Origin of the sequence: Micromonospora sp. NPDC002389 (assembly GCF_040296095.1) — a bacterium.
Lineage (GTDB): Bacteria > Actinomycetota > Actinomycetes > Mycobacteriales > Micromonosporaceae > Micromonospora.
This window is the reverse complement of sequence record NZ_JBEOWP010000004.1, coordinates 158,248-183,355: the sequence shown is the minus strand read 5'-3', so window position 1 is coordinate 183,355 and position 25,108 is coordinate 158,248. Positions and strand designations below refer to the sequence as shown.

The 25,108-nt window shown below is 72.7% G+C and carries 23 protein-coding genes; 11 read left to right on the top strand and 12 right to left on the bottom strand.

Going from position 1 to position 25,108, the window contains the following annotated elements:
* Positions 1–111: 111 nt before the first annotated feature.
* Positions 112–1,023, bottom strand: a complete 912-nt coding sequence (locus ABT008_RS09770; RefSeq protein WP_350695196.1) for a proteasome assembly chaperone family protein — start codon at positions 1,021–1,023, stop codon at positions 112–114.
* A gap of 195 nt (positions 1,024–1,218) precedes the next feature.
* Here ABT008_RS09770 and ABT008_RS09765 point away from each other — a divergent pair, with 195 nt between their 5' ends.
* Positions 1,219–1,974 carry an EcsC family protein gene (locus ABT008_RS09765; RefSeq protein ID WP_350695195.1) on the top strand — a complete coding sequence of 252 codons (756 nt, stop codon included), beginning with the start codon at positions 1,219–1,221 and terminating at the stop codon, positions 1,972–1,974.
* Between the two features lie 26 nt (positions 1,975–2,000).
* Here the strand turns inward: ABT008_RS09765 and ABT008_RS09760 are convergent, their stop codons facing one another.
* Positions 2,001–2,852: a GDSL-type esterase/lipase family protein gene (locus ABT008_RS09760; RefSeq protein ID WP_350695193.1), complete on the bottom strand. Its 852-nt coding sequence runs from the start codon at positions 2,850–2,852 to the stop codon at positions 2,001–2,003.
* Positions 2,853–2,971: 119 nt separating this feature from the next.
* A complete protein-coding gene (locus tag ABT008_RS09755; protein ID WP_350695191.1) occupies positions 2,972–3,568 on the bottom strand; it encodes an antibiotic biosynthesis monooxygenase in 597 nt (198 codons plus the stop codon).
* 121 nt (positions 3,569–3,689) lie between these two features.
* Between ABT008_RS09755 and ABT008_RS09750 the strand changes: the two genes are divergently transcribed.
* The 3 genes from ABT008_RS09750 to ABT008_RS09740 all read left to right on the top strand — a co-directional run bounded on the left by ABT008_RS09750 (position 3,690) and on the right by ABT008_RS09740 (position 6,451).
* On the top strand, positions 3,690–3,953 hold the full coding sequence (locus ABT008_RS09750) for a DUF6343 family protein (RefSeq protein ID WP_350695190.1): 264 nt from the start codon (positions 3,690–3,692) through the stop codon (positions 3,951–3,953).
* 13 nt (positions 3,954–3,966) lie between these two features.
* A complete protein-coding gene (locus ABT008_RS09745) occupies positions 3,967–5,379 on the top strand; it encodes an NADP-dependent succinic semialdehyde dehydrogenase (RefSeq protein ID WP_350695189.1) in 1,413 nt (470 codons plus the stop codon).
* A gap of 103 nt (positions 5,380–5,482) precedes the next feature.
* Positions 5,483–6,451, top strand: coding sequence for a TIGR03885 family FMN-dependent LLM class oxidoreductase (locus ABT008_RS09740; protein ID WP_350695187.1), 969 nt, complete (start codon positions 5,483–5,485; stop codon positions 6,449–6,451).
* 100 nt (positions 6,452–6,551) lie between these two features.
* Here ABT008_RS09740 and ABT008_RS09735 read toward each other — a convergent pair whose 3' ends face one another.
* Together ABT008_RS09735 and ABT008_RS09730 are read right to left on the bottom strand one after the other, a co-directional pair.
* Complete coding sequence (locus ABT008_RS09735) at positions 6,552–7,076, bottom strand: GNAT family N-acetyltransferase (protein ID WP_350695185.1); 525 nt, start codon at positions 7,074–7,076, stop codon at positions 6,552–6,554.
* 145 nt (positions 7,077–7,221) lie between these two features.
* On the bottom strand, positions 7,222–9,834 hold the full coding sequence (locus ABT008_RS09730) for a glycoside hydrolase family 9 protein (RefSeq protein WP_350695183.1): 2,613 nt from the start codon (positions 9,832–9,834) through the stop codon (positions 7,222–7,224).
* A gap of 222 nt (positions 9,835–10,056) precedes the next feature.
* Here ABT008_RS09730 and ABT008_RS09725 point away from each other — a divergent pair, with 222 nt between their 5' ends.
* Complete coding sequence (locus tag ABT008_RS09725; RefSeq protein ID WP_350695181.1) at positions 10,057–10,785, top strand: PP2C family protein-serine/threonine phosphatase; 729 nt, start codon at positions 10,057–10,059, stop codon at positions 10,783–10,785.
* A 94-nt stretch (positions 10,786–10,879) separates the two neighbouring features.
* Here ABT008_RS09725 and hrpB read toward each other — a convergent pair whose 3' ends face one another.
* From hrpB to ABT008_RS09710, 3 genes are all read right to left on the bottom strand, one after another.
* Positions 10,880–13,390, bottom strand: coding sequence for an ATP-dependent helicase HrpB (gene hrpB, locus ABT008_RS09720; protein ID WP_350695594.1), 2,511 nt, complete (start codon positions 13,388–13,390; stop codon positions 10,880–10,882).
* A gap of 172 nt (positions 13,391–13,562) precedes the next feature.
* Positions 13,563–13,763, bottom strand: a complete 201-nt coding sequence (locus ABT008_RS09715; protein ID WP_350695179.1) for a DUF397 domain-containing protein — start codon at positions 13,761–13,763, stop codon at positions 13,563–13,565.
* A gap of 42 nt (positions 13,764–13,805) precedes the next feature.
* Entirely contained in the window at positions 13,806–14,648 is an 843-nt protein-coding gene (locus ABT008_RS09710; protein ID WP_350695177.1) for a helix-turn-helix domain-containing protein, read from the bottom strand.
* A gap of 143 nt (positions 14,649–14,791) precedes the next feature.
* Between ABT008_RS09710 and ABT008_RS09705 the strand changes: the two genes are divergently transcribed.
* From ABT008_RS09705 to ABT008_RS09695, 3 genes are read left to right on the top strand one after another with little or no spacing between them, the layout of a single operon-like run.
* On the top strand, positions 14,792–15,418 hold the full coding sequence (locus ABT008_RS09705) for a GOLPH3/VPS74 family protein (protein ID WP_350695176.1): 627 nt from the start codon (positions 14,792–14,794) through the stop codon (positions 15,416–15,418).
* 40 nt (positions 15,419–15,458) lie between these two features.
* A complete protein-coding gene (locus ABT008_RS09700) occupies positions 15,459–16,970 on the top strand; it encodes an APC family permease (RefSeq protein WP_350695174.1) in 1,512 nt (503 codons plus the stop codon).
* On the top strand, positions 16,967–17,560 hold the full coding sequence (locus ABT008_RS09695; RefSeq protein ID WP_350695172.1) for a GNAT family N-acetyltransferase: 594 nt from the start codon (positions 16,967–16,969) through the stop codon (positions 17,558–17,560). Before ABT008_RS09700 ends, ABT008_RS09695 begins: the two co-directional genes overlap by 4 nt.
* Positions 17,561–17,685: 125 nt before the next feature.
* On the opposite strand, the gene ABT008_RS09690 is transcribed toward ABT008_RS09695, so the two are convergent.
* Complete coding sequence (locus ABT008_RS09690; RefSeq protein ID WP_350695171.1) at positions 17,686–18,495, bottom strand: SigB/SigF/SigG family RNA polymerase sigma factor; 810 nt, start codon at positions 18,493–18,495, stop codon at positions 17,686–17,688.
* Between the two features lie 391 nt (positions 18,496–18,886).
* Between ABT008_RS09690 and ABT008_RS09685 the strand changes: the two genes are divergently transcribed.
* Positions 18,887–19,618: an acetoacetate decarboxylase family protein gene (locus tag ABT008_RS09685; RefSeq protein ID WP_350695169.1), complete on the top strand. Its 732-nt coding sequence runs from the start codon at positions 18,887–18,889 to the stop codon at positions 19,616–19,618.
* A gap of 389 nt (positions 19,619–20,007) precedes the next feature.
* Here ABT008_RS09685 and ABT008_RS09680 read toward each other — a convergent pair whose 3' ends face one another.
* Entirely contained in the window at positions 20,008–20,529 is a 522-nt protein-coding gene (locus ABT008_RS09680; RefSeq protein ID WP_350695168.1) for a GNAT family N-acetyltransferase, read from the bottom strand.
* Between the two features lie 160 nt (positions 20,530–20,689).
* Between ABT008_RS09680 and ABT008_RS09675 the strand changes: the two genes are divergently transcribed.
* Together ABT008_RS09675 and ABT008_RS09670 are read left to right on the top strand one after the other, a co-directional pair.
* Positions 20,690–21,166, top strand: coding sequence for a MarR family winged helix-turn-helix transcriptional regulator (locus ABT008_RS09675; protein WP_350695166.1), 477 nt, complete (start codon positions 20,690–20,692; stop codon positions 21,164–21,166).
* An 11-nt stretch (positions 21,167–21,177) separates the two neighbouring features.
* Positions 21,178–22,167 (top strand): pirin family protein, encoded by a 990-nt coding sequence (locus ABT008_RS09670; protein ID WP_350695164.1) that lies wholly within the window; start codon positions 21,178–21,180, stop codon positions 22,165–22,167.
* Between the two features lie 645 nt (positions 22,168–22,812).
* Here the strand turns inward: ABT008_RS09670 and ABT008_RS09665 are convergent.
* Together ABT008_RS09665 and ABT008_RS09660 are read right to left on the bottom strand one after the other, a co-directional pair.
* A complete protein-coding gene (locus ABT008_RS09665; RefSeq protein WP_350695162.1) occupies positions 22,813–23,400 on the bottom strand; it encodes a YflT domain-containing protein in 588 nt (195 codons plus the stop codon).
* A 170-nt stretch (positions 23,401–23,570) separates the two neighbouring features.
* Entirely contained in the window at positions 23,571–24,953 is a 1,383-nt protein-coding gene (locus tag ABT008_RS09660) for a glycoside hydrolase family 6 protein (protein ID WP_350695160.1), read from the bottom strand.
* Between the last annotated feature and the right edge of the window lie 155 nt (positions 24,954–25,108).

Genomic DNA, 25,108 nt, shown 5'->3' with positions numbered 1-25,108 from the left:
CGCGGCGGTGCGCGGTGCGCGGCGGTGGCGAAGTGTTAGGAGGGGACCCCTGCTATGCACGAGGCGTTAATAGGGGGCCCTTCCTTACACGCAAGGCCGTGCATGCGGCTGTTACGCCTCGGGCGGGCGGGTCTGCTCGGCGAGGAAGCGTTCCAGCTCGGCGCCGAGTTCCTCCGCCGTGGGCAGCGGGCCGTTCTCGGCGGCGAGCAGGTTCCGCTCGCCCTTGCCCCGGGCGTACGCGTCGTACTGCTCCTCCAGCGCCTGCACCAGCGCGCTGGCCTCGTCGTTCTGCGCGACCTGCCGGTCGATCTCGACGCGGACCACCTCGGCGGCCGAGTGCAGCCCGTCGCGGGGCAGCAGCAGCCCGGTGCTGCGCGACACCGACGCCAGCAGCACCTCGGCGGCGGCCGGATACTCGGCCTGCGCCACGTAGTGCGGCACGTGGGCGGCGAAGCCCAGCGCGTCGCGGCCCGCCTCGCCGAGGCGGAACTCCAGCAGGTGTCCCACGCTGCCGGGGACCTGCACCCGTTGCAGCCACGGCTCGTAGCCGGCGATCAGGTCACGTCGGGTGGCGTGCGCGGTCACGCCGGTCGGACGGGTGTGCGGCACCGCCATCGGGATCGCGTTCAGCCCGACGGTGAGCCGGACGTCCAGCCGCTCGGCCAGACCCGCCACGGCGGCCACGAACCGCTCCCACTGTAGGTCCGGCTCGGGGCCGGTGAGCAGCAGGAACGGGGTCTCGTCGTCGTCGCGCAGCAGGTGCAGCTCCAACGCCGGGGCGTCGTAGCTCTCCCAGTGGTCCTCGACGAAGGTCATTACCGGGCGCCGGGAGCGGTAGTCGAACACCTGGTCCAGGTCGAACCGTGCGATCGGGCGGGCGTCCAGCGAGGTGAGGAGCTGTTCGCGGGCCAGCCGGCTGGCGTTACCGGCGTCGACGAAGCCGGTGAGGGCCTGGATCAGGACCGGTTGACCGAGTTCGGGCAGATCGTCGGTGAGTTCGTAGAGCTCGTGTGGGTCGAGCACCGGTGCGGCCTCCCTGGTTTGCGCGTCACGGGTCGCCGGGTTGGCGGCGTCCCGATCGCCAGAACGTACCCGTCATCCTGATGCATTCCTGTTGCGGCGGGCCGTTCGCCCCGGCATCGGTGTAGCAACAACCGGCCGGGGTACCGCGTTGCCGTCACGAGGTACACATGGATGGAAGTCACCGAAGGGAGAGCGATGAGCGATTCCGTCCCCGCCGACGGTCAGCCCGTCAGCCCGGCACCGGCCGGGCCGGCGTCCGCGGGCGAGGCCGTCGAGGCCCCGCCGGCCACGCTCTGGGACCGCATGCGCCAGGATCCGCAGTACGCGCCGGAGCACCTCGCCATCGAGGCGGTGCGCCGGCTCGGGCCGGAGGCGGCGCGGTGGGCCCGCCAGGCCCGTGCCGACCATCCGCGCCTCACCGAGGAGGCCCTGGCGGAGAAGGCGGTACGCCGGTTCGTCAACCGGGCGCGGCTCTCCGGTGCCGTCTCCGGTGCCGCCGGCCTGCCCGGCGCGGTGATCGACGTGGGGGTGCTGGCCTGGACCCAGGCGCGGATGGTGCTGCACATCGCCGCCGCGTACGGGGTGGACCCGACGCACCCGGACCGCGCCGCCGACCTGCTGGTGCTGCAGAAGGTGCACAAGGTGGCGGCGAGCGCCCGGCTGGCGCTGGGGGTGGCGGCCGGGCGGGAGCGGGCCGGTGCGCTGTTCGGCGGCGGTGGCGGGCAGCAGGCGTTGAGTCGGGTGATGCTGCGGCTGGGCGTACGGCTGGCCCAGATGGCCGGCGTACGCGCCGCGAAGCGACTCTTCGCCAAGGTGGTGCCCGGCGCCGCGATCGTGCTCGGCACCTGGGCCAACTCCTCGGCCACCAAGGGGCTGGCCGAACGCTCGCGGGCCATGTACCGCCGACCGGAGGGCCCGCCCATCCCGGCACCCCGCATCTCTCCGGAGTAGACGGATGGACCGGAGCCGTCGGCGCGTCAGTCCGCGTAGCCGGAGGAGCGCCAGGTCACCTCGGCGAGGCGGGACTGCCCGTCGGTGTTGGGGTGGAAGTAGTCCAACCGGTTGACCAGGTCCAGGTCGAAGCGCACCCGGTGCACCGCCCCGCCGTCGTGGCGGCACCGGGAGCCGTACGCCCGGCAGGCCGCGCGGAGTTGGCTGTTGTAGGCGTCGATCCGATCCCGGAACTCCGCCCGGCGGGCGCGGTCGGCGGGGGCGTCCGAGGTCGCGTCGGCCAGCAGCGCCGGGCAGACGCCACGACGCCAGGCGCGGGCCGCCCGCGAGTCGTCGTGGCCGACCTCCCAGAGGCGGTACAGGTCGGGGATGCTGACCACCAGCACCCGGGCCTTCGGGCGGCCCTCGCGCAGCACCCGCAGCCCCCGGTCGATCTCGGCCCGGAACTCGGTCACCGGCGTCATCGCGTCGATCGTGCTCCGGCAGGCGTCGTTGGCACCGACCAGCACGGTCACGTAGTCGGCGCGGTCGCGTACCGCCCGCTCGGCCTGCCCGGCCAGCGCGGCGGCCCGCGCGCCCGGACGGGCGTGGTTGTGGGCGTGGCCCCGCAGCCCGGGGTTGCGGTCCACCAACCGGCGGTAGTGGCTGTCCACGCGCAGGCCGTCCCCGGTCGACCAGGAGTTGCGTTCGCACGAGGTCAGGACCAGGCAGGAGCCGAATCCGGTGGTGATCGAGTCGCCGAGCGCCGCGACGACCTTGGGCGAGCCGGCCCGGGGTGTGTCGTCGCTCGGCCGTGGTGTCGGTTCCGCACCGGCCTCGCAGGCGAGCGCGACCAGTGCGAGCAGGCTGACCACGACGGTGGTCCAGCGTTTGGGCATGAGTTCCCCAGCCTCACAGCACAGAGCGACAGCATGGTGACTCTACGCGCGGGGCGGGTGGTGCTCCCGTGTCGGTGTCGGAGATGCGGCAAGGAACTGTCGCGGCCGAGGGTGACGTGCTATGCGCGCCACGGGGCGCGGTGACCGTGCAGCCACCAGTGCAGCGCCCGGGTGATCCGGGGCAGCACCAGATAGGTCATCAGCGGGGTGAGGGTGAGCGTCATGACCAGGACCCGGGCCGCGATCGGCAGGTCCGGCAGGAAGTGGCCGGTGAGCAGCGTCGCGGTGAGGCTGAGCGGGAAGAACGCCAGCCAGATGGTGATCGCCTGCTTCCAGCGGGGCGGCGAGGCGGGCACCGTCGGCGTCGCGTCCAGCGACTCCACGGTCTCCTCGCGGGGCGGGTCGAACCAGCCCTCGATGCCGCTGCGCCGCTCGACCCGGGTGTGCTCGACGATGCCCTGCGCCGAGGTGAGCCACCAGTTGCGCTGCGGCGACTCCTCCCAGCGGCGCAGCGTGTCCGGATCGGCGAAGCGGTAGAGCATGTGCCACTCGCCCGAGCCGGGCGCGCTGCGCACCCAACCGGCGCCGAGGAAACCCGGGAACACCTCGGCCAGCGCCGTACCGGCCCGCATCCACGCCACCATCTCGTCGGTGCGGGCGGGGTCGGCACGTCGGGCCACGGCGACGGTCACCGGCACGGCAGAGCTCACGGTCATGGCTCCCATGGTGCGCGCGCCGACCCGGACCGGCCTATCGGCGGGCGGTCGATGTAACGCAACGCACCACCGCGACCCGGCGGCGACGGTTAGCCCCGGCAGCGCCGGGTAGGTGGGGACGATGACCCGATCACAGCCCCGACGCGCCCGAGGCACGGTCGGCCACGCGAACAGCGCGCTCAACCTGAGGCTCGTACTGGCCGGCTTCGGGCTCGTCAGCATGGCCGTCTTCGCGGTGCTGGCGTTCCGTGCCGACGTGGCCTGGTTGGGTGTGGTCTGCGTCGTTTTCGCGGTGATCGCCGTCGTCGACCTGGCCGTCATCCAACGTCGTCGTGCCGCCCGCCGTCGCGAGGAACCCGGCGTACGGCACTCGCTCTTCGAGTGACGGGAGAAGCCTGATGTCCATCGCCACCACCGACCCCCGGACCGGACAGGTGCTCAAGACGTACGAGGCGATGTCCGACGCGCAGGTCGACGCGGCGATCGAACGGACCGACCTGGCGTACCGGGACCTGCGGTCCACCACGATCGCACAGCGCGGGCGGTGGCTGGAGGCGGCGGCCGACCTGCTGGAGGCGGAGCGCGACGAGATCGCCCGGGTGATGACCACCGAGATGGGCAAGACCCTCGCCGCGTCGAAGGCCGAGGTCACCAAGTGCGCCGGGGCCTGCCGATTCTACGCCCGGCACGCGGCGGAGTTCCTGGCCGACCGTCCGGCCGACGCGTCGGCGGTCTCCGCGACCCGGGCGTTCGTCCGCTACCAGCCGATCGGGCCGGTGCTGGCGGTGATGCCGTGGAACTTCCCGCTCTGGCAGGTCGTAAGGTTCGCCGCGCCGGCGTTGATGGCCGGCAACACCGGACTGCTGAAACACGCCTCCAACGTGCCGCAGACCGCGCTGCTGCTGGAGAACGTGTTCCGGCGGGCCGGTTTCCCCGAAGGGGCCTTCACCACGCTGCTGGTCGGCTCCGACGCCGTCGACCGGATCCTGAGCGACCCCCGGGTACGGGCCGCCACGCTCACCGGCAGTGAGCCCGCTGGCCGCTCGATCGCCCAGATCGCCGGCCGGGAACTCAAGAAGACCGTGCTGGAGTTGGGTGGCAGCGACCCGTTCGTGGTGATGCCCTCGGCCGACGTGGAACTCGCCGCCGAGGTGGCCACCACCGCCCGCTGTCAGAACAACGGCCAGTCCTGCATCGCGGCCAAGCGGTTCATCGTGCACGCCGACGTGTACGAGGCGTTCGCCGAGGCGTTCGCGCACCGGATGTCGGCCCTGCGGGTCGGTGATCCGATGGACGACGACACCGACGTCGGGCCGCTCGCCTCGGAACGGGGCCGCGACGAGGTCGACGCCCAGGTACGCGACGCCGTCGACAAGGGAGCCACCGTGCTCTGCGGCGGTGAGAAGCCGACCGGTGACGGCTGGTTCTATCCGCCGACCGTGGTCACCGACCTGCGGCCGGACATGCGGATGTGGGGCGAGGAGGTGTTCGGGCCGGTCGCCGGGCTGTACCGGGTCTCGTCGTACGACGAGGCGATCGAGGTGGCCAACGGCACCCCGTACGGGCTCGGCTCGAACGCCTGGACCCGCGATCCGCAGGAGCAGGAGCGCTTCGCCACCGACCTGGACGCGGGAGCCGTCTTCGTCAACGGCATGACCACCTCGTACCCGGAACTGCCCTTCGGCGGGGTGAAGAACTCCGGCTACGGCCGGGAGCTGTCGGCGCAGGGCATGCACGAGTTCTGCAACGTCAAGACCGTCTGGGTGGGTGAGGGCGCGGCCACCGCCGGTGCCGGCGCCCACGCCGAGTAGCCCCGGGCTCGCCGGGATGTAAGCAGGGGTCCCCTGCTAACGCCTCGTGTATAGCAGGGGACCCCTGCTTACATCCGGGCCGGCCTGGGTAGGGAAGGCCGGCATGACGGCGATCGGCTTCCACGCCTCTCACGAGCAGATCCACCCGCGCGCGCTGCTGGAAGCGGTGATCCACGCCGAGCGGGTCGGCTTCGACGCGGCCATGTGCTCCGACCACTTCGCACCGTGGAGCGAGCGCCAGGGTCATTCCGGGTTCGCCTGGTCCTGGCTCGGCTCCGCGCTCCAGGCCACCGACCTGTCCTTCGGGGTCGTCAACGCGCCCGGGCAGCGCTACCACCCGGCGATCATCGCCCAGGCGATCGGCACCCTCGGTGCGATGTACCCGGGGCGGTTCTGGGCCGCCCTCGGCTCCGGTGAGGCCGCCAACGAGCACATCACCGGCGAGGTCTGGCCGCGCAAGGACGTCCGCAACGCCCGGCTGCGCGAGTGCGTCGACGTCATCCGCGCGCTGCTCGCCGGTGAGGAGGTCAGCCACGACGGCCTGGTACGGGTGGACCGGGCTCGACTGTGGAGCCGCCCCGAGCAACCGCCGGCACTGGTCGGCGCGGCGGTCAGCGTCGAGACCGCCCGCTGGTGCGCGGAGTGGGCGGACGGGCTGATCACCGTCAACGCCGCTCCCGAACACCTGCGCCGGATGATCGACGCCTACCGGGAGGCGGGCGGGCGCGGGCCGGTGCACCTCCAGGTGCACCTGAGCTGGGCACCCGCCCAGTCCGACGCCGAGGCGATCGCGTACGACCAGTGGCGCAGCAACGTCTTCGCGCCACCGGTCTGCTGGGACCTGGACACCCCGGAACACTTCGACGTGGTCTCCGCCGAGGTGCCGATGAGCCGCCTCGCCGAGGTGGTCAACATCTCCGCCGACCTGGGCCGGCACGTGGGCTGGTTGGAGGAGTACATCGACCTCGGGTTCGACCAGATCGCGCTGCACCACGTCGGGCAGGAGCAGCGGCCGTTCCTCGACGCGTTCGGCGAGCAGGTGCTCCCGAAGCTGCGTGGCCGTAGCGGCTGAGCAGCGCTTCTCCGCGAGCGGTCGTCCGTGAGGCCGGCCGGGACCTGCCCGAGTGGCCCCGGTCCGGCCGGACACCCGGGGACCCGAGCGGGGGGACGGCTCAGTCGAGGCGGCGGGCCAGCACCTGTCCCGGCCACAGTGCGCCGTCCGGTCGGGGCACCGTGAACGGGTCGGTGGCGGTGAAGCCCTGCCGCTCGTACCAGCGCACCAGCGCGCCGTCGTCGCCCGCGTAGCAGTCCACCCGCAGCAGCTCCACGCCGCGTTCCCGGGCCACCTCGGCGGCGTGCGCCAGCAGCCGGCCACCGATCCCGGCCCCGGCGTGCGCCCGGTCGGTGACCAGCAGGTTCACGTACAGCTCCGGCTCGGTAGCGGGTGGCACGTACTCGGTGGCGGCGCCCACCACCAGCGCGCCGACCGGCTGCCCGGCCACCTCGGCCAGCCACAGCCCGCCGCCCCGGGCCCACCCGTCGGCCTGCCCGATCCGGCGCGGGTCGGTCGAGGCCGGCGCGGTGCCCCACTGCCCGGTACGCCCCCGTTCCGCCAACCATGCGACGGCCACGTCAAGCAGCCGCAACACGGTCGCCGTGTCCGCCACCCCACCCCGCCGCACCACGATCTCCGTCATAGCCGCCATGCTGCCACGCGACGATCAAGAAGTTCGGGCCCCGATCCGGCATGGATCGGGACCCGAACTTCTTGATCAACGAGGCGGGGCGGGGTGGGGTGGGGCCGGGTGGGACGCCGGTCGCCGACGGCGCCCCACCCGGGGTTCAGGAGACGGTGCAGGGGGAGCCGTTGACGGTGACCAGGGCGGGGTTGGGGTTGGCCCCGGGGCCGGTGGTGGCGTTGAAGCCGAAGGTCACCGTGGCACCCGGGTTGATCCGGGCGTTGTACGACTCGTTCTTGGCGGTGACCGTGGCGCCGGCCTGCGTCACCTTCGCCGTCCAGGCTTCCCGGACCTTGGCGTCGCCGGTGAAGGCGAAGCGGGCGGTCCAGCCGTTCACCGCGCTGGTGCCGGTGTTGCGGATGGCCACCTGGGCGGTGAAGCCGGTGCCGCCCTGCCAGAAGCCGTAGTTGGTGTAGGACACCGAGCAGGTGGGCGCCGGCACAGCCGAGGCGTCACCCTGGTCGGCCAGGAACGAGGAGATCCAGGTCAGCGCCGAGTTCCAGTTGATGGCGACCTCGTTGGTGGAGTACGAGGCGATGTCGTCGACGAAGCAGAACATCGGCGCGCATCCGGCCAGCAACTGCTCCACGAACGGGTCCTGGAGCGCGGCGTTCGGGCCACCGGCCAGCGAGCCGACCGGAGGCTTGGGCATGGACGGGTCGAGCTGGTGGCCGAAGATGCGGCTGTGCTGGTTCTCCGCCGCGTGCTCGCCCCACCCGGTCACGTACGAGATGTTCAGCGCGTTGCGACCGAAGATGTAGTCCATCGCCTGCACCGCACCGTCGCGGTACTTCGCCTCGCGGGTCAGGTCGAACGCGGTGGCCAGCACGACCGCGTTGTTGATCACGTTGCTGTTGCCGCCCCAGAAGTAGCTGCCGGCGTCACCGGGCATGGGCAGCCCGTACGCCTGCCGCTGGATCTCGGCGAGGTAGCCGTCGGCGGCGGTGGTGACCGAGGCGCGAACCCGGGCCAGGTCGGCGGCGGGCAGCCCGTTCGGCACGGTGGCCAGGTCGAGGCGGCCCAGCGCGGCGACGCTCTGCCAGCCGAAGCCCCGCACGTCGAAGACGTCGCCGGTGTGGTGCGCCGACGCGGTCAGGTCGGTCAGGTACGTGCGCTCGCCGGTGGTCAGGTACAGCTCCACGGCGGCCCAGTAGAACTCGTCGGTGACGTTGCTGTCGTCGTACGCGCCGCCGCCGTTGCCGTCGGTCGGGCTGGCGTACCGGGTCGGGTTGGCCTTGGCCGCCGCGTACGCGGTCTTGGCGGCGGTGCCGCAGCGCTGGGCGAACGTCGCGTCGTACGGGGCGAACAGCCGGGCGCACTGCGCGGCCACGGCGGCCAGGTTGAGCGTGGCGGCGGTGGACGGCGGGTGCAGCTCGCGCGGCTCCGGGTCGTCCTCCGGCTGCAACGGCAGGCCGGTCCAGTTCCGGTCGTGGATCTTGTGGTGGGCCATCCCGGCCAGCGGCTTGCCGGCCGGCACCTGCATCCGCAGCAGGAACTCCAGCTCCCAGCGGGCCTCGTCGAGGATGTCGGGCACCCCGTTGTCGCGCTCCGGCAGCCGCAGCGTGCTGTCGCCGAGGGCGGCGCCGAATCCGGCGGTGGCGGCGTTCTTGGTCCGCTCGAAGGTGCTCAGCAGCTGGTAGGTGGCGATGCCGCCGTTCACGACGTACTTGCCGTGGTCACCGGCGTCGTACCAGCCGCCGCGCACGTCGAGCCGGTAGTCGCAGACACCGGCCTGACAGGGCACGTCGGTGTCGCCCTGGTTCGGGGCGACGCCCAGGTGACCGGCCGGGCGGGCGTACTCGTCGCCGACCAGGTCGCCGTCGATGGCGATACCGCTGCGCTGGATGTAGAAGAACTGCAACGCGTCGGAACGCAGGCGCTCGTAGAGCGCGCCGGAGATGTCGAACGGGTGGCTCACCTCACCGTCCACGGCGAGCGTCAGACCCTGCCCCGGGGTGCGGTACCCGGAGAAGTCGACGGAGTGCACATTCTGCGCCGAGGCCGGGTCGACACCGCGCGGGGTGGTGGTGCCGCTGGCGACCACGGTGCCGGAGGCGGCGCGCAGCTGCCAGGGCAGGGCCGCGGTGGCGTCGGTGACGACGGTGGCGTTCTTCGGGCCGCCGGGCAGGTAGCCGACCTGGTTGACGCGGACCCGGGGGCCGGTGTCCGGCACGTACGGCTCGGGCGGGTTGCCGCCGCGCAGCGAGACGTTGTCCAGGCAGACGGTCTGGCCCTCGGCGGCGCCGCCGACCTGGAAGATGAGCTGGGCGCGCTCGTCGTCCTCGGGTGCCACGAAGGTCCGCTCGATCCGCTGCTGGGTGGGGGTGGCGGCGGCGGTGACCGAGTAGTAGCCGGTGTAGGGGGCGTTGCCCAGTTGCAGCACGGCGGTGACGTTGCTGCCGGGGGTGGCGGTGACGTCGAAGCCGAGGGTGTACTCGGCGCCGGCGACCAGGGCCACCGCGTCCTGGCCGATGCCGGCGTCCCAGGGGTTGGCCAGCCCGCCTGCGACGGTGGTGCAGAGTTGGCCGTCGGTCACGCCGAGCGGGCCGGTGCCGAAGGAGAACCACGGCGACACGCCGGTGCTGAAATCGCCGTTCGTGATCTGTTCGGGGGCCTCGGCCGGGGGATCGGCGTGGGCGGTGCCGGCGCTCACGGCGGCCAGCGCCACGGTGGTCGCTGCGGCGAGCACCGCGAGGCGACGTCGGGATGGCGTCACGGATATTCCTTCCGACGAACGGGACGGAATGGTGGTGGGCGTGTGCGGGAGAACCTGGGAGCGCTCCCAGGTATCGGGCATGTTTCCAGGGTGGACGGGCGCTGTCAATCGATCCGGTCCGATGGGCTCGGGGGTCGTCGGCCAGTGAGATTCGCCGCGCCACGCCGGGTCGTCCTGATCTCCTAGAGACAACGGAGCCCTTCTCCTGGCAGGCTGCGTCCCATGACCCTGAAGCTGCGTTCCGCGGGGACGAGCGACCGTGGGCTGATCCGCAGCGGCAACCAGGACGCGCTGCACGCCGGGGCCTGGCTGGTGGCCGTCGCCGACGGTATGGGCGGGATGGCCGCGGGCGACCTGGCCAGCGCCATCGCCATCGAGGCGGTGGCGCCGCTGGACGTGGAGATACCCGAGGACGCGCTCGTCGCCGCGTTGCAGGACGGCATCGCGCTGGCCACCACCCGGATCCGGCAGGCGGTGACCGAGGATCCGCAGCGGCAGGGGATGGGCACGACGCTGACCGCGCTGCTCTTCGCGCGTACCGGGAGCTGCCTGGCCCTGGCCCACGTGGGCGACTCCCGGGCGTACCTGTTCCGCGACGGCGTGCTGAAGCAGATCACTCGGGACGACACGTTCGTGCAGATGCTCGTCGACCAGGGGGTGATCACACCGGACCAGGCCGGCAGCCACCCCCGTCGGGCCGTCGTCACCCAGGCGCTGCAAGGCGACGAGGTCTCCCCGACCTACGCCACGATGCTGCCCCGCCACGGCGACCGCTGGCTGCTGTGCAGCGACGGACTGTCCAACGTCGTCCGGGCCGAGACCCTGGCCGAGGTGCTCGCCGCCCACCCCGACCGGGATCTGTGTGCCCGCAAGCTCATCGATCTGGCCTTGCGCGCCGGTGGCCCGGACAACATCACCGTGGTTATCGCGGACGTGGTCGACGAGCCCTGACGCGCAGCCGCGCTCGGGCCACGCGCTGCTGACGGGTGTTAGGAAGGGTCCCCTGCTATGCACCAGGCGTTAGCAGGGGACCCTTCCTTTCACGTCAGCCGCGCCCGGCCCGGCGGGTGGGCGCGGCCGTGGTCGGGTCCTCCGGCCAGGGATGGCGCGGGTACCGTCCGCGCAGTTCCGCGCGCACCTGCCGGTAGCCGGTGTGCCAGAACGACGCCAGGTCGGCGGTGACCGCCACCGGCCGACCCGCCGGTGAGAGCAGGTGCAGCAGCACCGGCACCCGACCGCCGCCGACGCGGGGCGCCTGCGCCCAGCCGAAGGTCTCCTGGAGCCGGACCGCCAGCACCGGCGCGGCCGGGTCGGCGTAGTCCACCCGGATCCGGGACCCGCTCGGCACGGCGATCCGCTCGGGGGCCAGCTCGTCCAGTCGCCCCGCCAGCGACCAGGGCACCAGCCGGCGTAGCGCACCGGCCACGTCGACCCGGGCCAGGTCGGCGCGGCGCCGGGCCCGGGTCAGCTCGGGTCCGAGCCAGTCCGGTGCGCCGGCCAGCAGCGCCTCGTCGGCGACGTCCGGCCAGTCGTCGCCGAGCGCGTGTCGGCAGAACGCCAGCCGGTCGCGCAGCGCCCGCGCCGCCGGTGTCCAGGGCAGCAGGTCGAGGCCGACGTCGCGCAGCCCGGTCAGCAGGGCGGCGGCGACCTCCGCCGACCCGGGTCGGGGCAGCGGCCGGTCGACCAGTTCGATGGCGCCCAGCCGGACCACCTCCCGGGCCACCACGTCGTCGCCGGACCAGCCGACCTCCCGGTCGGTGCGCAGCAGCGCCGCGCCGACCTCGCGGGCGGTCGCCTCGTCCAGCACCGCCGCCCGCCGGACCCGCGCGGCCGGCGCGCCGGGTGCCCGGTCGGCCACCGCCACGGCCAGCCACCCGGCACCGGCCAACGCCGACCCGGGCGCCAGCTCCGCCGCGGTCCCGCCGCTCATCAGGTACGCCGAACCGCCCGGCCGCCGCACCCGGCCCAACCGCTCCGGGTACGCCAAGCCGACCAGCAACCCGGCGGCAAGATCATCGGGCAGGGCCTTCCCGGACGGGTCCTCGGCGGTGCCGGTCGGCAGGGCGGTACGCAACCGGCGTACCTCGGCCCGCCAGCGGGCGGTGGCACCCGGCTCGACGCCGTCGCGCAGTCGACGCCAGGCGGCGGCGAGGTCGTCCCCGGCACCGGCGACGGACTCCTCGGCGAGCAGCGCCACCACCTCGGCGGCGCGCCGGGCGCCCACCCGGTCGGCGCCGTCGAGCAGGGCCCGGGCCAGTCGGGGATGCGCCCCGGTGGCGGCGATCGCGCGTCCCCGCGCGGTGATCCGGCCGTCCGGGTCGAGGGCCCCGAGCGTGCCCAGCGTCTCCCGGGCCACCGTCATCGCCGCAGTCGGGGGCGGATCCGGCAGCGCCAGTCCGGTGCCGTCCGGTGCGCCCCAGGCGGCGAGGTCGAGCGCGAAGCCGGTGAGGTCGGCGGTGGCGATCTCCGGTTCCGGTTGGGCCGCCAGCCGCTCGTGGGTCGCCGGTGACCAGCAGCGGTAAACGTGCCCCGACGCCTCACGGCCGGCCCGTCCGGCCCGCTGGGTGGCCCCGGCCCGGGACACCGGCACGGTGACCAGCGCGCCGAGCCCCCGGGCCAGGTCCAGCCGGGCGACCCGGGACAGGCCGGCGTCCACCACGGTCCGTACTCCGGGCACGGTCAGGCTGCTCTCGGCCACCGCGGTGGCCAGCACCACCCGCCGTCGCGGTCCCGGGCGCAGCGCGGCGTCCTGCTCGGCGCCGTCCTGCCGGCCGTGCAGACGGAGCACGTCGACGTGGTCGCGCAGGGCGGCCAGCCGGCCCGCGACGGCCGCGATCTCGCCCACGCCGGGCAGGAAGACCAGCAGGTCACCGTCCTGTTCGTCGAGTGCCCGCCGGACGGTCGCGGCCACGTGGTCCAGCAGCGCCCGGTCCACCGGCCCGGCGCCGGGCGGCGGCACCGGCCGCGCCGGCGGCGCCCAGACCCGGGTCACCGGGTGCAGCGCCGAGGCGGCCCGGACCACCGGCGCGGGCGTGTCCCCGCCGAGCAGGGCGGCGAAGCGGTCCGCCTCGGGGGTCGCCGACATCGCCAGCAGCCACAGGTCCGGCCGCAGCGCGGCCCGGGCCTCCACGCTGAAGGCGAGCGCGAGGTCGGCGTCGAGCTGTCGTTCGTGGACCTCGTCCAGCAGCACCGCGCCGACGCCGGCCAGTTCCGGGTCGTGCTGCAACCGGCGGACCAACAGCCCGGTGGTGACCACCTCGACCCGGGTCCGCGCGCCGGTCCGGCGGTCGCCGCGCACCGCGTAGCCGACCCGGTCACCGACGCGCTCGCCGAGCAGCGTCGCCATCCGCCGGGCGGCGGCACGGGCGGCCACCCGTCGGGGCTGGGCGACGATCACCCGTCCGGCGACCGCCTCGGCCACCGCCAGCGGGGCGAGCGTGGTCTTGCCGGTGCCCGGCGGGGCGACCAGGATCGCGGCGCCCGCCGCGCGCAGCGCCGCCACCAGCGCCGGCAGCGCGGGACGGACCGGCAGGTCGAGGGGTACGTCGGAGAGCACGGCCCAGTCTCGCACCGGCCCTCCGGCCCCGGCCGACGTGCCTGTTCCGCCCCGGTCGACTGCCCGGCGGGCGTGCCGTTTCCGCCCCGGTCGACTGCCCGGCCGGCCTGCTGTTTCCGCCCCTGGCCGACGGGTCCGTCGGCCGGCCGACGGTGCCCGCCGAGGCGGCGGATCAGCCGGCGCGGACCTCGTCGACGCCGGTGACGAAGGTGTGCCAGGCCGACGGCGGGAAGGTCAGCACGGGGCCGGGGCGGTCCTTGCTGTCCCGCACCGCCACCCGACCGTCGACGACGGCGACCTCGACGCAGTTGCCGTTGCCCACGCTGCGCGTACTGATGCGCCAGTTAGCCCGGGACAGGTCGAGCGCGGTCATCGCGATCCCTTCGTCGATACCGACCGTGACCGCGCCGAACGGTCACGTAAAGTAACGAGAAGCTTCCTTCAGGCGCACCAAAGACGCCGCTGGATCAAGCGCCAGACGTCGCAGCCTCTCGTGCACAAGGCTATACGAGCGCACCTGCGCGACCTCTTCCAGTGCCAGGCCTGTCGAGAGGTTTTCCAGGTAAACCACGGCTGCGTCGGCGGCGTCGGCAAACGTGAGGATCACGTACGGCGAGTTCATCGCCGGGTGACCGCCGGCCGCGAATGGAAGTACCTGGATGGTGACGTTGGGTAGCTGTGCGGTGCTTTCAAGGTGGGCGAGTTGCTCCGCCATGACCGCCCGTTCGCTCACAGGGCGTAGCAGTACCGCCTCGTTCAGCACCACCGACAGCTCGGCCGGCTCGTCGCTGCGCAGCACGTCCTGGCGGCGCAGTCGGGCGGCCACCTTGCGGTCGATGTCGTCCTCGCCCGCGGTGAGCCGGTAGACCTCCCGGGCGTACGCCTCGGTCTGCAACAGACCCGGCACCGCCTCCGCCTCGTACGTGCGCAGCGTGGCCGCCTCGGCCTCCAGTCCGACGTAGAACTCGAACCACTCGGGCAGGACGTCGCTGTAATGCTGCCACCAGCCCCGTTGCTGGGCGCCCCGGGCGATCTCGATGAGCGCCTCGGCGTCGTTCCCGGTCACCTGGTACAGCGCCAGCGCGGCCCGGACGTCGCGCGGCTTGATGCCGATCTGGGCGTTCTCGATGCGGGAGAGGTTGCTCTTGGACATGTCCAGTTGCCGAGCGGCGACGTCCAGGGTCATGCCGGCGCGTTCGCGCAACTGGCGGAGTTCCCGGGCGATGCGGCGGCGGCGAACGGTGGGGCTCGCGGTCACCCTCCGAGTCTGTCACGGGAAAAGTCCCAGGTCGCGTCAGCACGGAGTGCAACTGCCAAAAACGGGAGTTGCGTTGCAGTTGCTCTCGGTGCATCCTTGCCTGCGGTTAGCGATCACTATGGACGGCCGACCCGGGGGGACGCGTGCTCATCGCCGACGAGTTCTTCCTGATCGCCCATAACGACACCCGGGGCAAGGCCAAGCTGCATCCGGCCGCCACCAGCCTCGGCCTGGCCGCCGGCCTGCTCGGCGAGCTGGTCCTCTATGGACACGTGACGGTCGCCGCCGGGCAGGTCACCGTGGTCGACCGGCGTCCACCGGGCGACGCGCTGGCGCACACCGTGCTGGACCAGTTGATCGGCGAGCAACAGCACCAGGCGGTGCGGACCTGGCTCAGCTTCCTCGCCCAGACGGCGGTGACCTCGGTGGGGGAGCGGTTGGCGCGTGCCGGGGTGCTGCGTCGGCAGGAGACGCGCCGGCTGCTGCGGACCAGCGTCACGTACGTGCCGACCGACCTCAACGTCGCGGCCTGGCCGGCCACCCGACTGCGCGCCGCGCTGGAACGCGCGGATCCGCCCCACGTGCCCGACGCGCTGCTGCTCGGGCTGGTGGCGGCGGCCGGCTTGACCCGCGAGGTGCTGTGGAGCGCGGGTCCGCGCGCCCACCACCGGCTCAACCTGATCATTCCGGCCCTGCCGGCTCCGCTGAAGGAACTCGTCGGACAGACCGAGGCCGCCGTGGGTGCGGCCGTGCTGCGCGGGATCCCCTGAGCCGGTTCCTCCCTTCCCCTCCCTGACATCCGGAGCAGTCATGTCCTCGACAGTGACAACCCCACGACCGAGCAACGTCTCCGAGGCACTGGCCCGTGGCCGCCTCGGGGTGCCCTCGGTGGTGTTCTTCGTGCTCTCCGCGGCGGCGCCGCTGACCGTGGTCGCCGGTGTGGTCACCACCGGCTACGGCGTCGTCGGGGTGCTCGGCATCCCGCTGGCCTTCCTGGCGGTCGCCGCCGTGTTGGCGCTCTTCTCCGCCGGCTACGTGGCGATGGCCCGCCGGATGGCCAACGCCGGCGCCTTCTACGCGTACGTGGCCCGGGGGCTGGGCCGCCCGGCCGGGGTGGGCGCGGCCTGGGTGGCGCTGATCGCGTACAACGCCCTCCAGGTCGGGCTCTACGGCACCATCGGCGCCGCGGCGGCACCGGTGCTGGACCGGCTGTTCGGCGTGACGCCGCAGTGGTGGATCGTGGCGCTGCTGGCCTGGGCGCTGGTGGGCCTGCTCGGGCTGCTGCGGGTGGACATCAACGGCATGGTGCTGGCCGCGCTGCTCTGCGCCGAGATCGCCGTCATCGTGCTGTTCGACCTCGGCCAGTTGGGCAACCCGGCGGGCGGCAGCGTCAGCTTCGCGGCGTTCTCGCCGGACAACTTCTTCGTGCCCGGCCTGGGCGCGGTGCTGGTGCTGGCCATCCTCGGCTTCGTCGGCTTCGAGGCGGCGGTGGTGTTCAGCGAGGAGAGCAAGGACCCGCAGCGGACCGTGCCGATGGCCACCTACCTCTCGGTGGCGATCATCGCGGTGGTCTACGCCCTCTCGTCGTGGAGCATGACGGTGGCCGTCGGCCCGGACCGGATCGTCGAGGAGGCCGGCACCCAGAGCGTAGAGCTGATCTTCAACCTGGCCGGCGCACACCTGGGCGACACCGTCCTCACCATCGGCCAGGCGCTCTTCCTGACCTCGGTGCTGGCCGCGATGATCTCGTTCCACAACACCACCGCGCGGTACGCCTTCGCCCTGGGCCGCGAGCGGGTGCTGCCGGCGGTGTTCGGGCGGACCTCGCCGACGACCGGCGCTCCACAGGCCGCCTCGCTGGCGCAGAGCGCGCTCGGCCTGGTGGTGATCCTGCTGTACGCGTTCAACGGCTGGGACCCGGTCCTGCAACTGTTCTTCTGGCTGGGCACCAGCGGTGGCTTCGGTGTGCTGCTGCTGATCGCGACCACCGCGGTCGCCATCATCGTCTACTTCGCCCGCAACGCCGCGCAGGAGACGCTCTGGCGGCGGCTGGTCGCCCCCGGGATCGCGGCGATCGCGCTGACCGCCATCATCGTGCTGGCGGTGCAGAACTTCGCCAACCTGCTCGGCGTCGAGCCCGACTCCCCGCTGCGCTGGGCCTTCCCGGCGGTGTACCCGGTGGCCGCGCTGCTCGGCGCGCTGTGGGGACTGACGTTGCGCAGCAGCCGGCCCGACACGTACGCCCGGATCGGTCTGGGGGCGGAGAGCGCCGCCGCGGTCGTGGCCCCGCCGTCGCCGGTCGAGGCGGAGGTGCGGCGATGACCGTTCCGACGATCGCCCGTCTCGACGTGGCCGACACCCGCTGGGTGGCCGAGCGCATCGCCGAGTCCTTCCTGGTCCTGGACGCCACCCGGTGGCTGGTCCCGGACGAGGCCAAGCGGGAGGCGGTGCTGGCCGGGAACTTCGAGATCATCGTGGCGCACGCGATGCGGCACGGGCTGGTGTTCGGCACCGCAGACCGGGCCGGTGTGGCGGTCTGGCTGCCGTCGGTCGGTGAGCCGCTGCCGCCGCCGGAGGAGTACGACGCCCGGCTGGCCGCCGCGTGCGGGGAGTGGACGCCGCGCTTCGTCCACCTGGACGAGCTGTTCGCCGCCCATCATCCGCACCGGGACCACCATCACCTGGCGCTGCTGGCCGTGCGGCCGGACCGCCAGGGGCAGGGGGTGGGGTCGGCGCTGCTGCGGCACCACCACGGCTGGCTGGACGCCCACGGCGTGCCGGCCTATCTGGAGGCGAGCAGCGAGATCGGCCGCGACCTCTACGCGCGGCACGGCTACCGGGTGTCGGAGCCGTTCCGGCTGCCCGACGACACGCCGTTCTGGCCGATGTGGCGGGAGCCCTCCGCCACCTGAGTCGTCCGCCGCCACCGGCTCGACGACGCGGGCGCCGGCCCGCGAGGGCCGACGGGCCGAGATGGTGGCGGCGGACACGACGGTGGCCGGGTCCTCGCAGGCCCGGCCACCGTCGCCACCCCCTCTTAGTACGTACCGTCGAGCTGCCCCCGCAGCTTCGTCAGCGCCCGGGCCAGCAGCCGGGACACGTGCATCTGCGAGACGCCGATCTGCTCGGCGATCTGCGACTGGGTGAGGTTGCCGTAGAAGCGCAGGGTGAGGATCTTCTGCTCGCGCTCGTCCAGCGTGGCCAGCGCCGGCCCGAGGGCCACCCGCAGCTCGGCCAGCTCGAACTCGCTGTCCTCGCCACCGAGCATGTCGCCCAGCTCGGTCGCCCGGTCACCGTCACCGGTCGGGGTGGACAGCGACACCGCGTTGTAGGCGCGGGCGCCTTCTAGGCCCTCGAGGACCTCTTCCTCGGTGAGGTTGAGGTGGGTGGCGATGTCGGCGACCGTCGGCGAGCGACCCAGGGTCTGCAACAGCGAGCTGTTGGCGTCGGAGATGGCCAGCCGCAGCTCCTGGAGTCGCCGGGGGACCCGGATGTCCCAGGTGCGGTCGCGGAAGTGCCGCTTGAGCTCGCCGATGATGGTGGGGATCGCGTAGCCGGCGAAGTCGACGCCCCGGGTGGGGTCGAACTTGTCGATGGCCTTGATGAGGCCGACGGCGGCGGTCTGGGCCAGGTCGTCGGTGGGCTCGCCGCGCCCGCTGTAGCGGTGCGCGAGGTGGTTGGCCAGCGGCAGCCATGCCTCGATCGCCCGGTCGCGCAGCGCGGCCCGGGACGGGTGCCCGGCCGGCAGCGCGGCCATCGCGTTGAGTAGGTCGGTGGCACTGTCGGAGAGTGATCGCGGGTCGAGCTTCGGCGCCGGGGCGGTCGCCGTTTCGGTGAGCGCGGTCATGGTGGTCCTCCCTGCACCTCGTCCGCGGATAAAGACGTGACGCTTTGGTTTAGAGCCTGTTAGTCCGTTCGGGAGTCACCTTAGCCTGATGGTGCCGCAGAAATCTAGCCGAACGGACGATGTGCTTAAGTGATTTTAAGGCATGAAACATCCTCAATCGGTCATTCGTAGATCAACTACCACCGGACCGAAGGGTGATTCGTGATCTCAACCGGGCGGTTCGGACGATCCCTCATCGGTCGTCGCCAGCGACGGACCGGACGGACGGCGAGCCGACACCGCCGATCGGAGGAGATGCCGCCGGGTCGGTTCGACGACTGTCGCCTATCCGTCGTTGTCCCGTCGGTGGGACCGGGCATAGCGTCGCGGGGGACTGTCGACCGGAGGTGTTGTGCTCGACCCCGCAGTACCCCAACTCGTCGTGAACTGCCGGACGCTGTACTTCAGCTGGCTGCCGGCGGATCCGGACGTGGTGGCGGCGCTCGTGCCGGCCGGGCTCCACCCGCATCCCGGTGGTCAGGTCTTCATGAACCAGTACGTGGTCGACGACGCGAGCCAGACCTCCGGCTTCGGCTCGTACTCGCTGACCTATCTCGGGGTGACCCTGGCCGGCGTGGACGCCCCCGATGGGGTGACCCCGGGGGGCTGGTGGACCCACTACGTGACCTCCAGCGAGCTGGTCCGCCGGTACGCCCTCGGCCGGGGCGCCCCCGCGCTGACCGGCGACACCACCATCGCCGCGAACGGCCACGAACTGGTGACCGAGACCGCCATCGAGGGCGCGCCGGTGATCCGCGCCCGGGTGCGCGCCGGGGAGACCGGGCACGCCGTGCACAACGGCCATCACCGGTACGTCACCGCACTGCACGGCCGGCTGGTGAGCAGCGTCTACCCGGTGGTCGCCGAGCCGACCACCTCCTTCGAGATCGAGTCGGTGGAGTTCCTGGACCCGGACCACCCGGTCTACGCGCTGCGGCCGGAGAATCCGCTCACCATCGGGTGGGGCTATTACTCGCCCCGGGCGTCCTTCGCGTACCCGGGTGGGCTGACCGTGCTCGATGCCCCGGGGTCCGGGTCGGCGGACACGCCGTACGCCGAGCGCCCGCTGCCCGCGCTCGGCTGAGCGACACCGACGCCTCCACCAGCAGAAAATACGGGTCGCTTTCGGGTTTTCCCTGGTCCAGATGGGTAAGCCAGTCGCGGGTCGGTACGCCTCTGTGCGCGGGGCGACATCGTCGTGCGCGTCGGCGTGCCCGCCCGGAGGCCGCCCCGGCCTCACCATCCCGGATCGGGCTCGCCCCGTCGGCCGTCGGTGCCGATGGCGTGCGCCCGGCTTCGGCCCGAGCAGCGAGGAGGCCGCACCATGCCCGGCGAGATGACGAACTCCGTGACCGAGCACCGTGAGCAGGCGGTGGAGAGCGAGCGGGGTGCGCTGTTGGCCGTACTGGTGATGGTCCTGCTGGGCGTGGCCGGCATTTTCGCCGTCTCCTGACCCCGCCACCCGTCGAGGGCTCAGTCGGTGGCGAGGCGGGCGTGCAGGTGTTCGTCGTGGCGTCGACCGTCGCCGTAGCGGTGTGACTGGCGCAGAGTGCCCTCGACCGGATATCCGGCCCGTTCGGCGACCCGGCAGGAGGCCGGGTTGGCGACCGCGTGGCACAACTCGATGCGGTGCAGGCCCAGATCGCGGAAGGCCCACTCGGTGAGCCGGCTGACCGCAGCCGAGGCGAGGCCCTGCCGGCGGGCGGCGGCGACGGTCCAGTAGCCGATCGACGCGTCGCCCGCGTGGATCCGGTGCAGCGACACCGAGCCGAGCATGATCTCCGGCCGGGTCGGGTCGGCCACCGCCAGCGAGACGTGGGTGCCCCGGGACCAGTCGGCCCGCCAGTGCACCCACTGGCGGGCGGCGTCGAGGTCGAACGCGTCGCCCTGCGGGTTCCACTGGGCGATGGCCGGGTCGTGCCACGCGGCCAGCACGGCGGGCGCGTCCGCGGTGTGCCAGGGACGCAGCAGCAGGCCGGGGGCGGTCAGTTCCACGACGGCACAGTGTGGCACAGCCGTCGGGGTCGTCGCGGGGCGTACTTTACCGGTCACTGCTTCAAACTTTCACCAACCGTTCAGCCTGCGGTCGGCGCAGGCCGCTCCGCCGCGCCTTGGCGTCATTGTTCAAATTTTGAATACGTGCTACCGTGGCGCCATGACCGAGAGCCTGAGCGAGGTGCGACTCGCCGCCTGGCGGGCGTACATCGAGGCCAGCCAGCGGTTGTTCACTCGGCTGGAGGACGACCTGCGGGCCGCCAGCGAGCTGAGCTTCGCCGACTACCACGTGCTGGTGCTGCTCGCCGAGGCCCCGGGGCAGCGACTGCGGATGGGTGAGCTCGCCGGTCGACTGGTCTTCTCGCCGAGTCGACTGACCTACCAGGTCTCCTCCATGCAGCGACGCGGCCTGGTCGCCCGGCAGCCCTGTCCGGACGACGGGCGCGGCAGCGAGGCGGTGCTCACCGCCGCCGGGCTGATGGCGCTGCGCGAGGCCGCTCCGCACCATCTGCGCTCGGTCCGCACCCACCTGATGGACGACCTCGACGACGCCGAGATCGCCTGCCTGACCACGGTCTTCACCCGACTCGGCCAGCGGCTGCAGGGCACCCCCGGCGCCGCCCCCCGCGAGAGCTGAAGGAGCTTCCGATGCCCGCCATCACCGTCGACAACGTCCTCGTCCTGCCCCGGCTGCCGAAGCTCGACGAGTCCACCACCGTCATCCGGCCGGTCCGCCGGCTGACCACCGCGCCCAGCGGCTTCGAGGGCGAGGGCTTCCCGGTGCGCCGGGCCTTCGCCGGGGTACCCACCACCGAGCTGGACCCGTTCCTCCACCTCGACCAGATGGGCGAGGTGGAGTACGCGCCGGGCGAGCCGAAGGGCACCAGTTGGCATCCGCACCGCGGCTTCGAGACCGTCACGTACATCATCGACGGGATCTTCGACCACCAGGACAGCCACGGTGGTGGCGGCACCATCACCAACGGCGACACCCAGTGGATGACCGCCGGCAGTGGTCTGCTGCACATCGAGGCGCCGCCGGAGCACCTGGTGGTCAGCGGTGGTTTGTTCCACGGCACCCAGCTCTGGGTCAACCTGCCCAAGGTGGCCAAGATGACCCCTCCGAAGTACCAGGACATCCGGGGCAACCAGGCGGCACTGGTGACCACGCCGGACGGCGGCGCGCTGGTCCGGGTGATCGCCGGTGAGATCGCCGGGCACCAGGGACCCGGATCGACGTACACGCCGATCACCGTCGCCCACGTGACGGTCGAGCCCGGCGCGCAGGTCGACCTGCCCTGGCGGCCGGACTTCAACGCCCTGGTGTACGTGCTGGGCGGCCGGGGCACGGTCGGCGCGAACGGGCGCGGCGTCCGTACCGGGCAGCTCGCGGTGCACGGCCCGGGCGACGCGTTGCGGTTCAAGGCCAACGCCCGGCAGGACAGCCGCACGCCGACGCTGGACCTGTACATCATGGGCGGGCAGCCGATCCGGGAGCCGGTGGCCCAGTACGGCCCGTTCGTGATGAACAGCCGTGACGAGCTGATCCAGGCGTTCGAGGATTACCAGGCCGGTCGGCTCGGGGTCGTCCCGGCGGAGCGGGTGCCGCACACCGGCGGTCAGGGCGACCGTCCCTGACAGGTCTGCACGTGGCGCGCCCCGGGTGCGCGGCCGGGGGGATGGCCGTGGCGGGGCGGGCGGTCCTACCCGGGGTGTGACTCGGCCCAGGTCGTGAAGCGGGGCGTCAGGCCGGCGGGACGCTCGTGTGGATGGCGGCCGGGTGCGCGGCGGCCTGTTCCGGCAGCGCGGTCAGGTGGGCCACCGACCCGACCCGACCCGGCGCGTGCGGTAGGTCGCCGGGTGCTTCGGCCGGAGTGTCTCTGGCGGGTACGTCTGCTCTGGTGCGACCTGCCACTCCGCGGTCAAGTCCTCGGCGGACCCGGCTCGCCTCCACCGGATGCCCGATCCGCCGCCGAGCGGTCATCGTGCCGCCGACGTCGCGGCATCGCTCCGCGCGGGGCTGAGGTGGGTAGATTTGTCGTCGCTCCAGCGACAACAAATCTACCCACCTCTCGGCGCCGAACCGGGGACCGCAACCAGCGGCGGACCCGGCCCGCCGCTGCCCGAGACCCGGCCAAGTTGCATCCCAGGCGCCCAGCGCCGAGGTGAGTGTGAACGGGTTCGCGGTGGCGGGGGCTTTGTCGTAGGGCGGTCCGGTTACGGCCCTGACCACGCGAAACGGCCCACGGGCGGGAGAGTTCCCACCCGTGGGCCTCGCGTGCGTCAGGTCGCCGGTTGTGCCTGGCGACCGCCCAGGTGCAGCCGGCCCATGAGCTGTCGGGCCTGCTCGGCCACGTCCGCCTCGACGGTGACCGCGTACTGGTTGGCCCGCAGTGAGCTGGCGGAGGTGAAGTCCCGCTTGCCGCCGGTCATGGCGTGCGCGACCCCGCCGAACACGGCACCCCAGACGGCACCGATGACCAGGCCGACCAGGAGAACGGCCAGCCAGTTGCCGACCGTGAAGATGCCGAACAGCAGGCCGATGAAGAGCCCGAGCCAGGCACCGGTGCCGGCGCCGATCAGCGCCGCCCGGGCCGTGGTCAGCCGACCCAGCACCGTCTCCACCAGGGTGAGGTCGGTGCCGACGATCGCGGTCCGTTCGACCGGGAAGCGGTTGTCGGCCAGATAGTCCACGACGCGTTGCGCGGACGGATAGTCCGGGTACGCGCCCAGTGTCACGGTCGGCGGTCCGGTCGGCGGGCCGTGCCCGTCGCCACCGGGTGCCACGGTGCGGCCACCGGGACCGGACGGGAGGGTGCCGCCGCCGGTCACACCGGGTTGCCACGCCGAGGGATTCGACTGTGTGGTCATGGGTCTCCTCCTTCGTCTGTAGTCGCGTTCCCGCCTGGGGCGAGCGGTAACGCCGGTGGAGGATCCGGCGCAGGCGACCGGGCCCCCGGCCACCGCTGTCGCGGTGTCGGCCGGAGGCCCGGTCTGTGGTGGTGGCCCGAGGGCCCGGTGTGGTCCTGGGAGCGCGCCGGTCAGGCGCAGGTGCCGCCGTTCAGGGTGAAGGGGCCGGGCGTCGGCAGGCTGCTGCCGCTGTAGGTGCCCTGGAAGCCCACGCTGATCGTGCCGCCGCTGGGCACGCTGCCGTTGTAGGCGACGTTGCGGACCTCGATCCGGTCACCGGACTGGCTCCAGGTGCCGTTCCAGCCGTTGCTCAGCCGGACGCCGGAGCCGGCGTTGAAGGCGAGCGTCCAGCCGTTGAGCGCCCCGCTGCGGTTGGTGACCCGGATCTCGGCGGTGAAGCCGCCGGCCCACGTGTTCGGGGTGAACGTCACCGCGCAGTTGCCGGCGGGCGGGTTGGACGGGGGCGGTGTGGTGGTCGGCGGCGGGGTGGTGGGGGGAGTGGTGGTCGGCGGGGTCGTCGTCGGCGGGGTGGTGGTCGGCGGGGGGCCGGCCGCGATCGCCAGGTCGTACGCCCGCTGCGGCACGAACTGTCCGGCGGCGGCGATACAGCCGTCGGCTTCGCCGGGCAGTTTCACCCAGAGGAACGCGTCGATCGCCGAGTCGCCGGTGGCGGTGGTGCTCGGCGTGCCGATCGCCCGCCCCGGCGGGTCGCACCACTCCGAGCCCGCCGGGCCGTTGCCGTTGCGGCTGGTGTCGATGACCGCCTTGAGACGGGAGATGCCGGTGGCCGCGATGATCTGCTTGGCGTACGAGACCTCGTCGGCGGTGCGGCGGTAGTTCGACACGTTCACCGAGATGCCGTCCGCGCTGTTGGCGATGTCCGCCGCGTTCAGTCGCGCGGCCGCCTCGCTGGGTGCGAGCCATCCGCCGTGGCCGATGTCGTAGTAGACCTTCGCCCCTGACGAGCCGGCCTTGAGCGCCTTGCCGGCGTACGCCATGGAGGCCCGGACCTCGGCCTGCTGGCTGGCGTTCATGCAGCTCGTCATGATCGGGAGCACGTCGGGCTCCAGGATGATCGTGGCGGGCCGACCGCCGAGCCCGGCGGCGACCTGGTCCACCCACTGCCGGTAGGCGGTGTGGTTGGGCGCACCGCCCGCGCTGTGGTTGCTGCAGTCGCGGTTGGGGATGTTGTAGACCACGAGGATCGGGATCTTGCCGGCGTTGGCGGCGGCGGTGACGAAGGAACTCACCTCGGCGCGTACGGTCGAGGTGTTGGTGGTGGTGTACCAGCGAGGTTGCGGGACGCTGGCGATCCGGTCCCGGATCACGGCGGTCTTGGAGTCGTTCGGGTTGGCGGCCACCCAGCGGGCGGCGCTGGTGTCCGGATCGACATAGAACACGGAGTCGGCGGCGGCTGCGGGCGCGGGACGCAACGCGCCCACGCCGACGGTGGCGACCACGGTCAGTGCCGTCGCGACGGCGCCGACCACGGCATAGGTGCCTCGAGTTCTCATGTACTGCTCCTCGTATGCATCGAAGACAGTGCGTGGAAGCGCTCCCACATGTCCGACAAAGTACGGGCCGGTTGCGAACTTGTGAAGACCTTCCGGAAGTATCCGGAGGATCGACGGGCACCGTTCGGTCGCCGCCGCCCGGGCCAGGTCGCGAA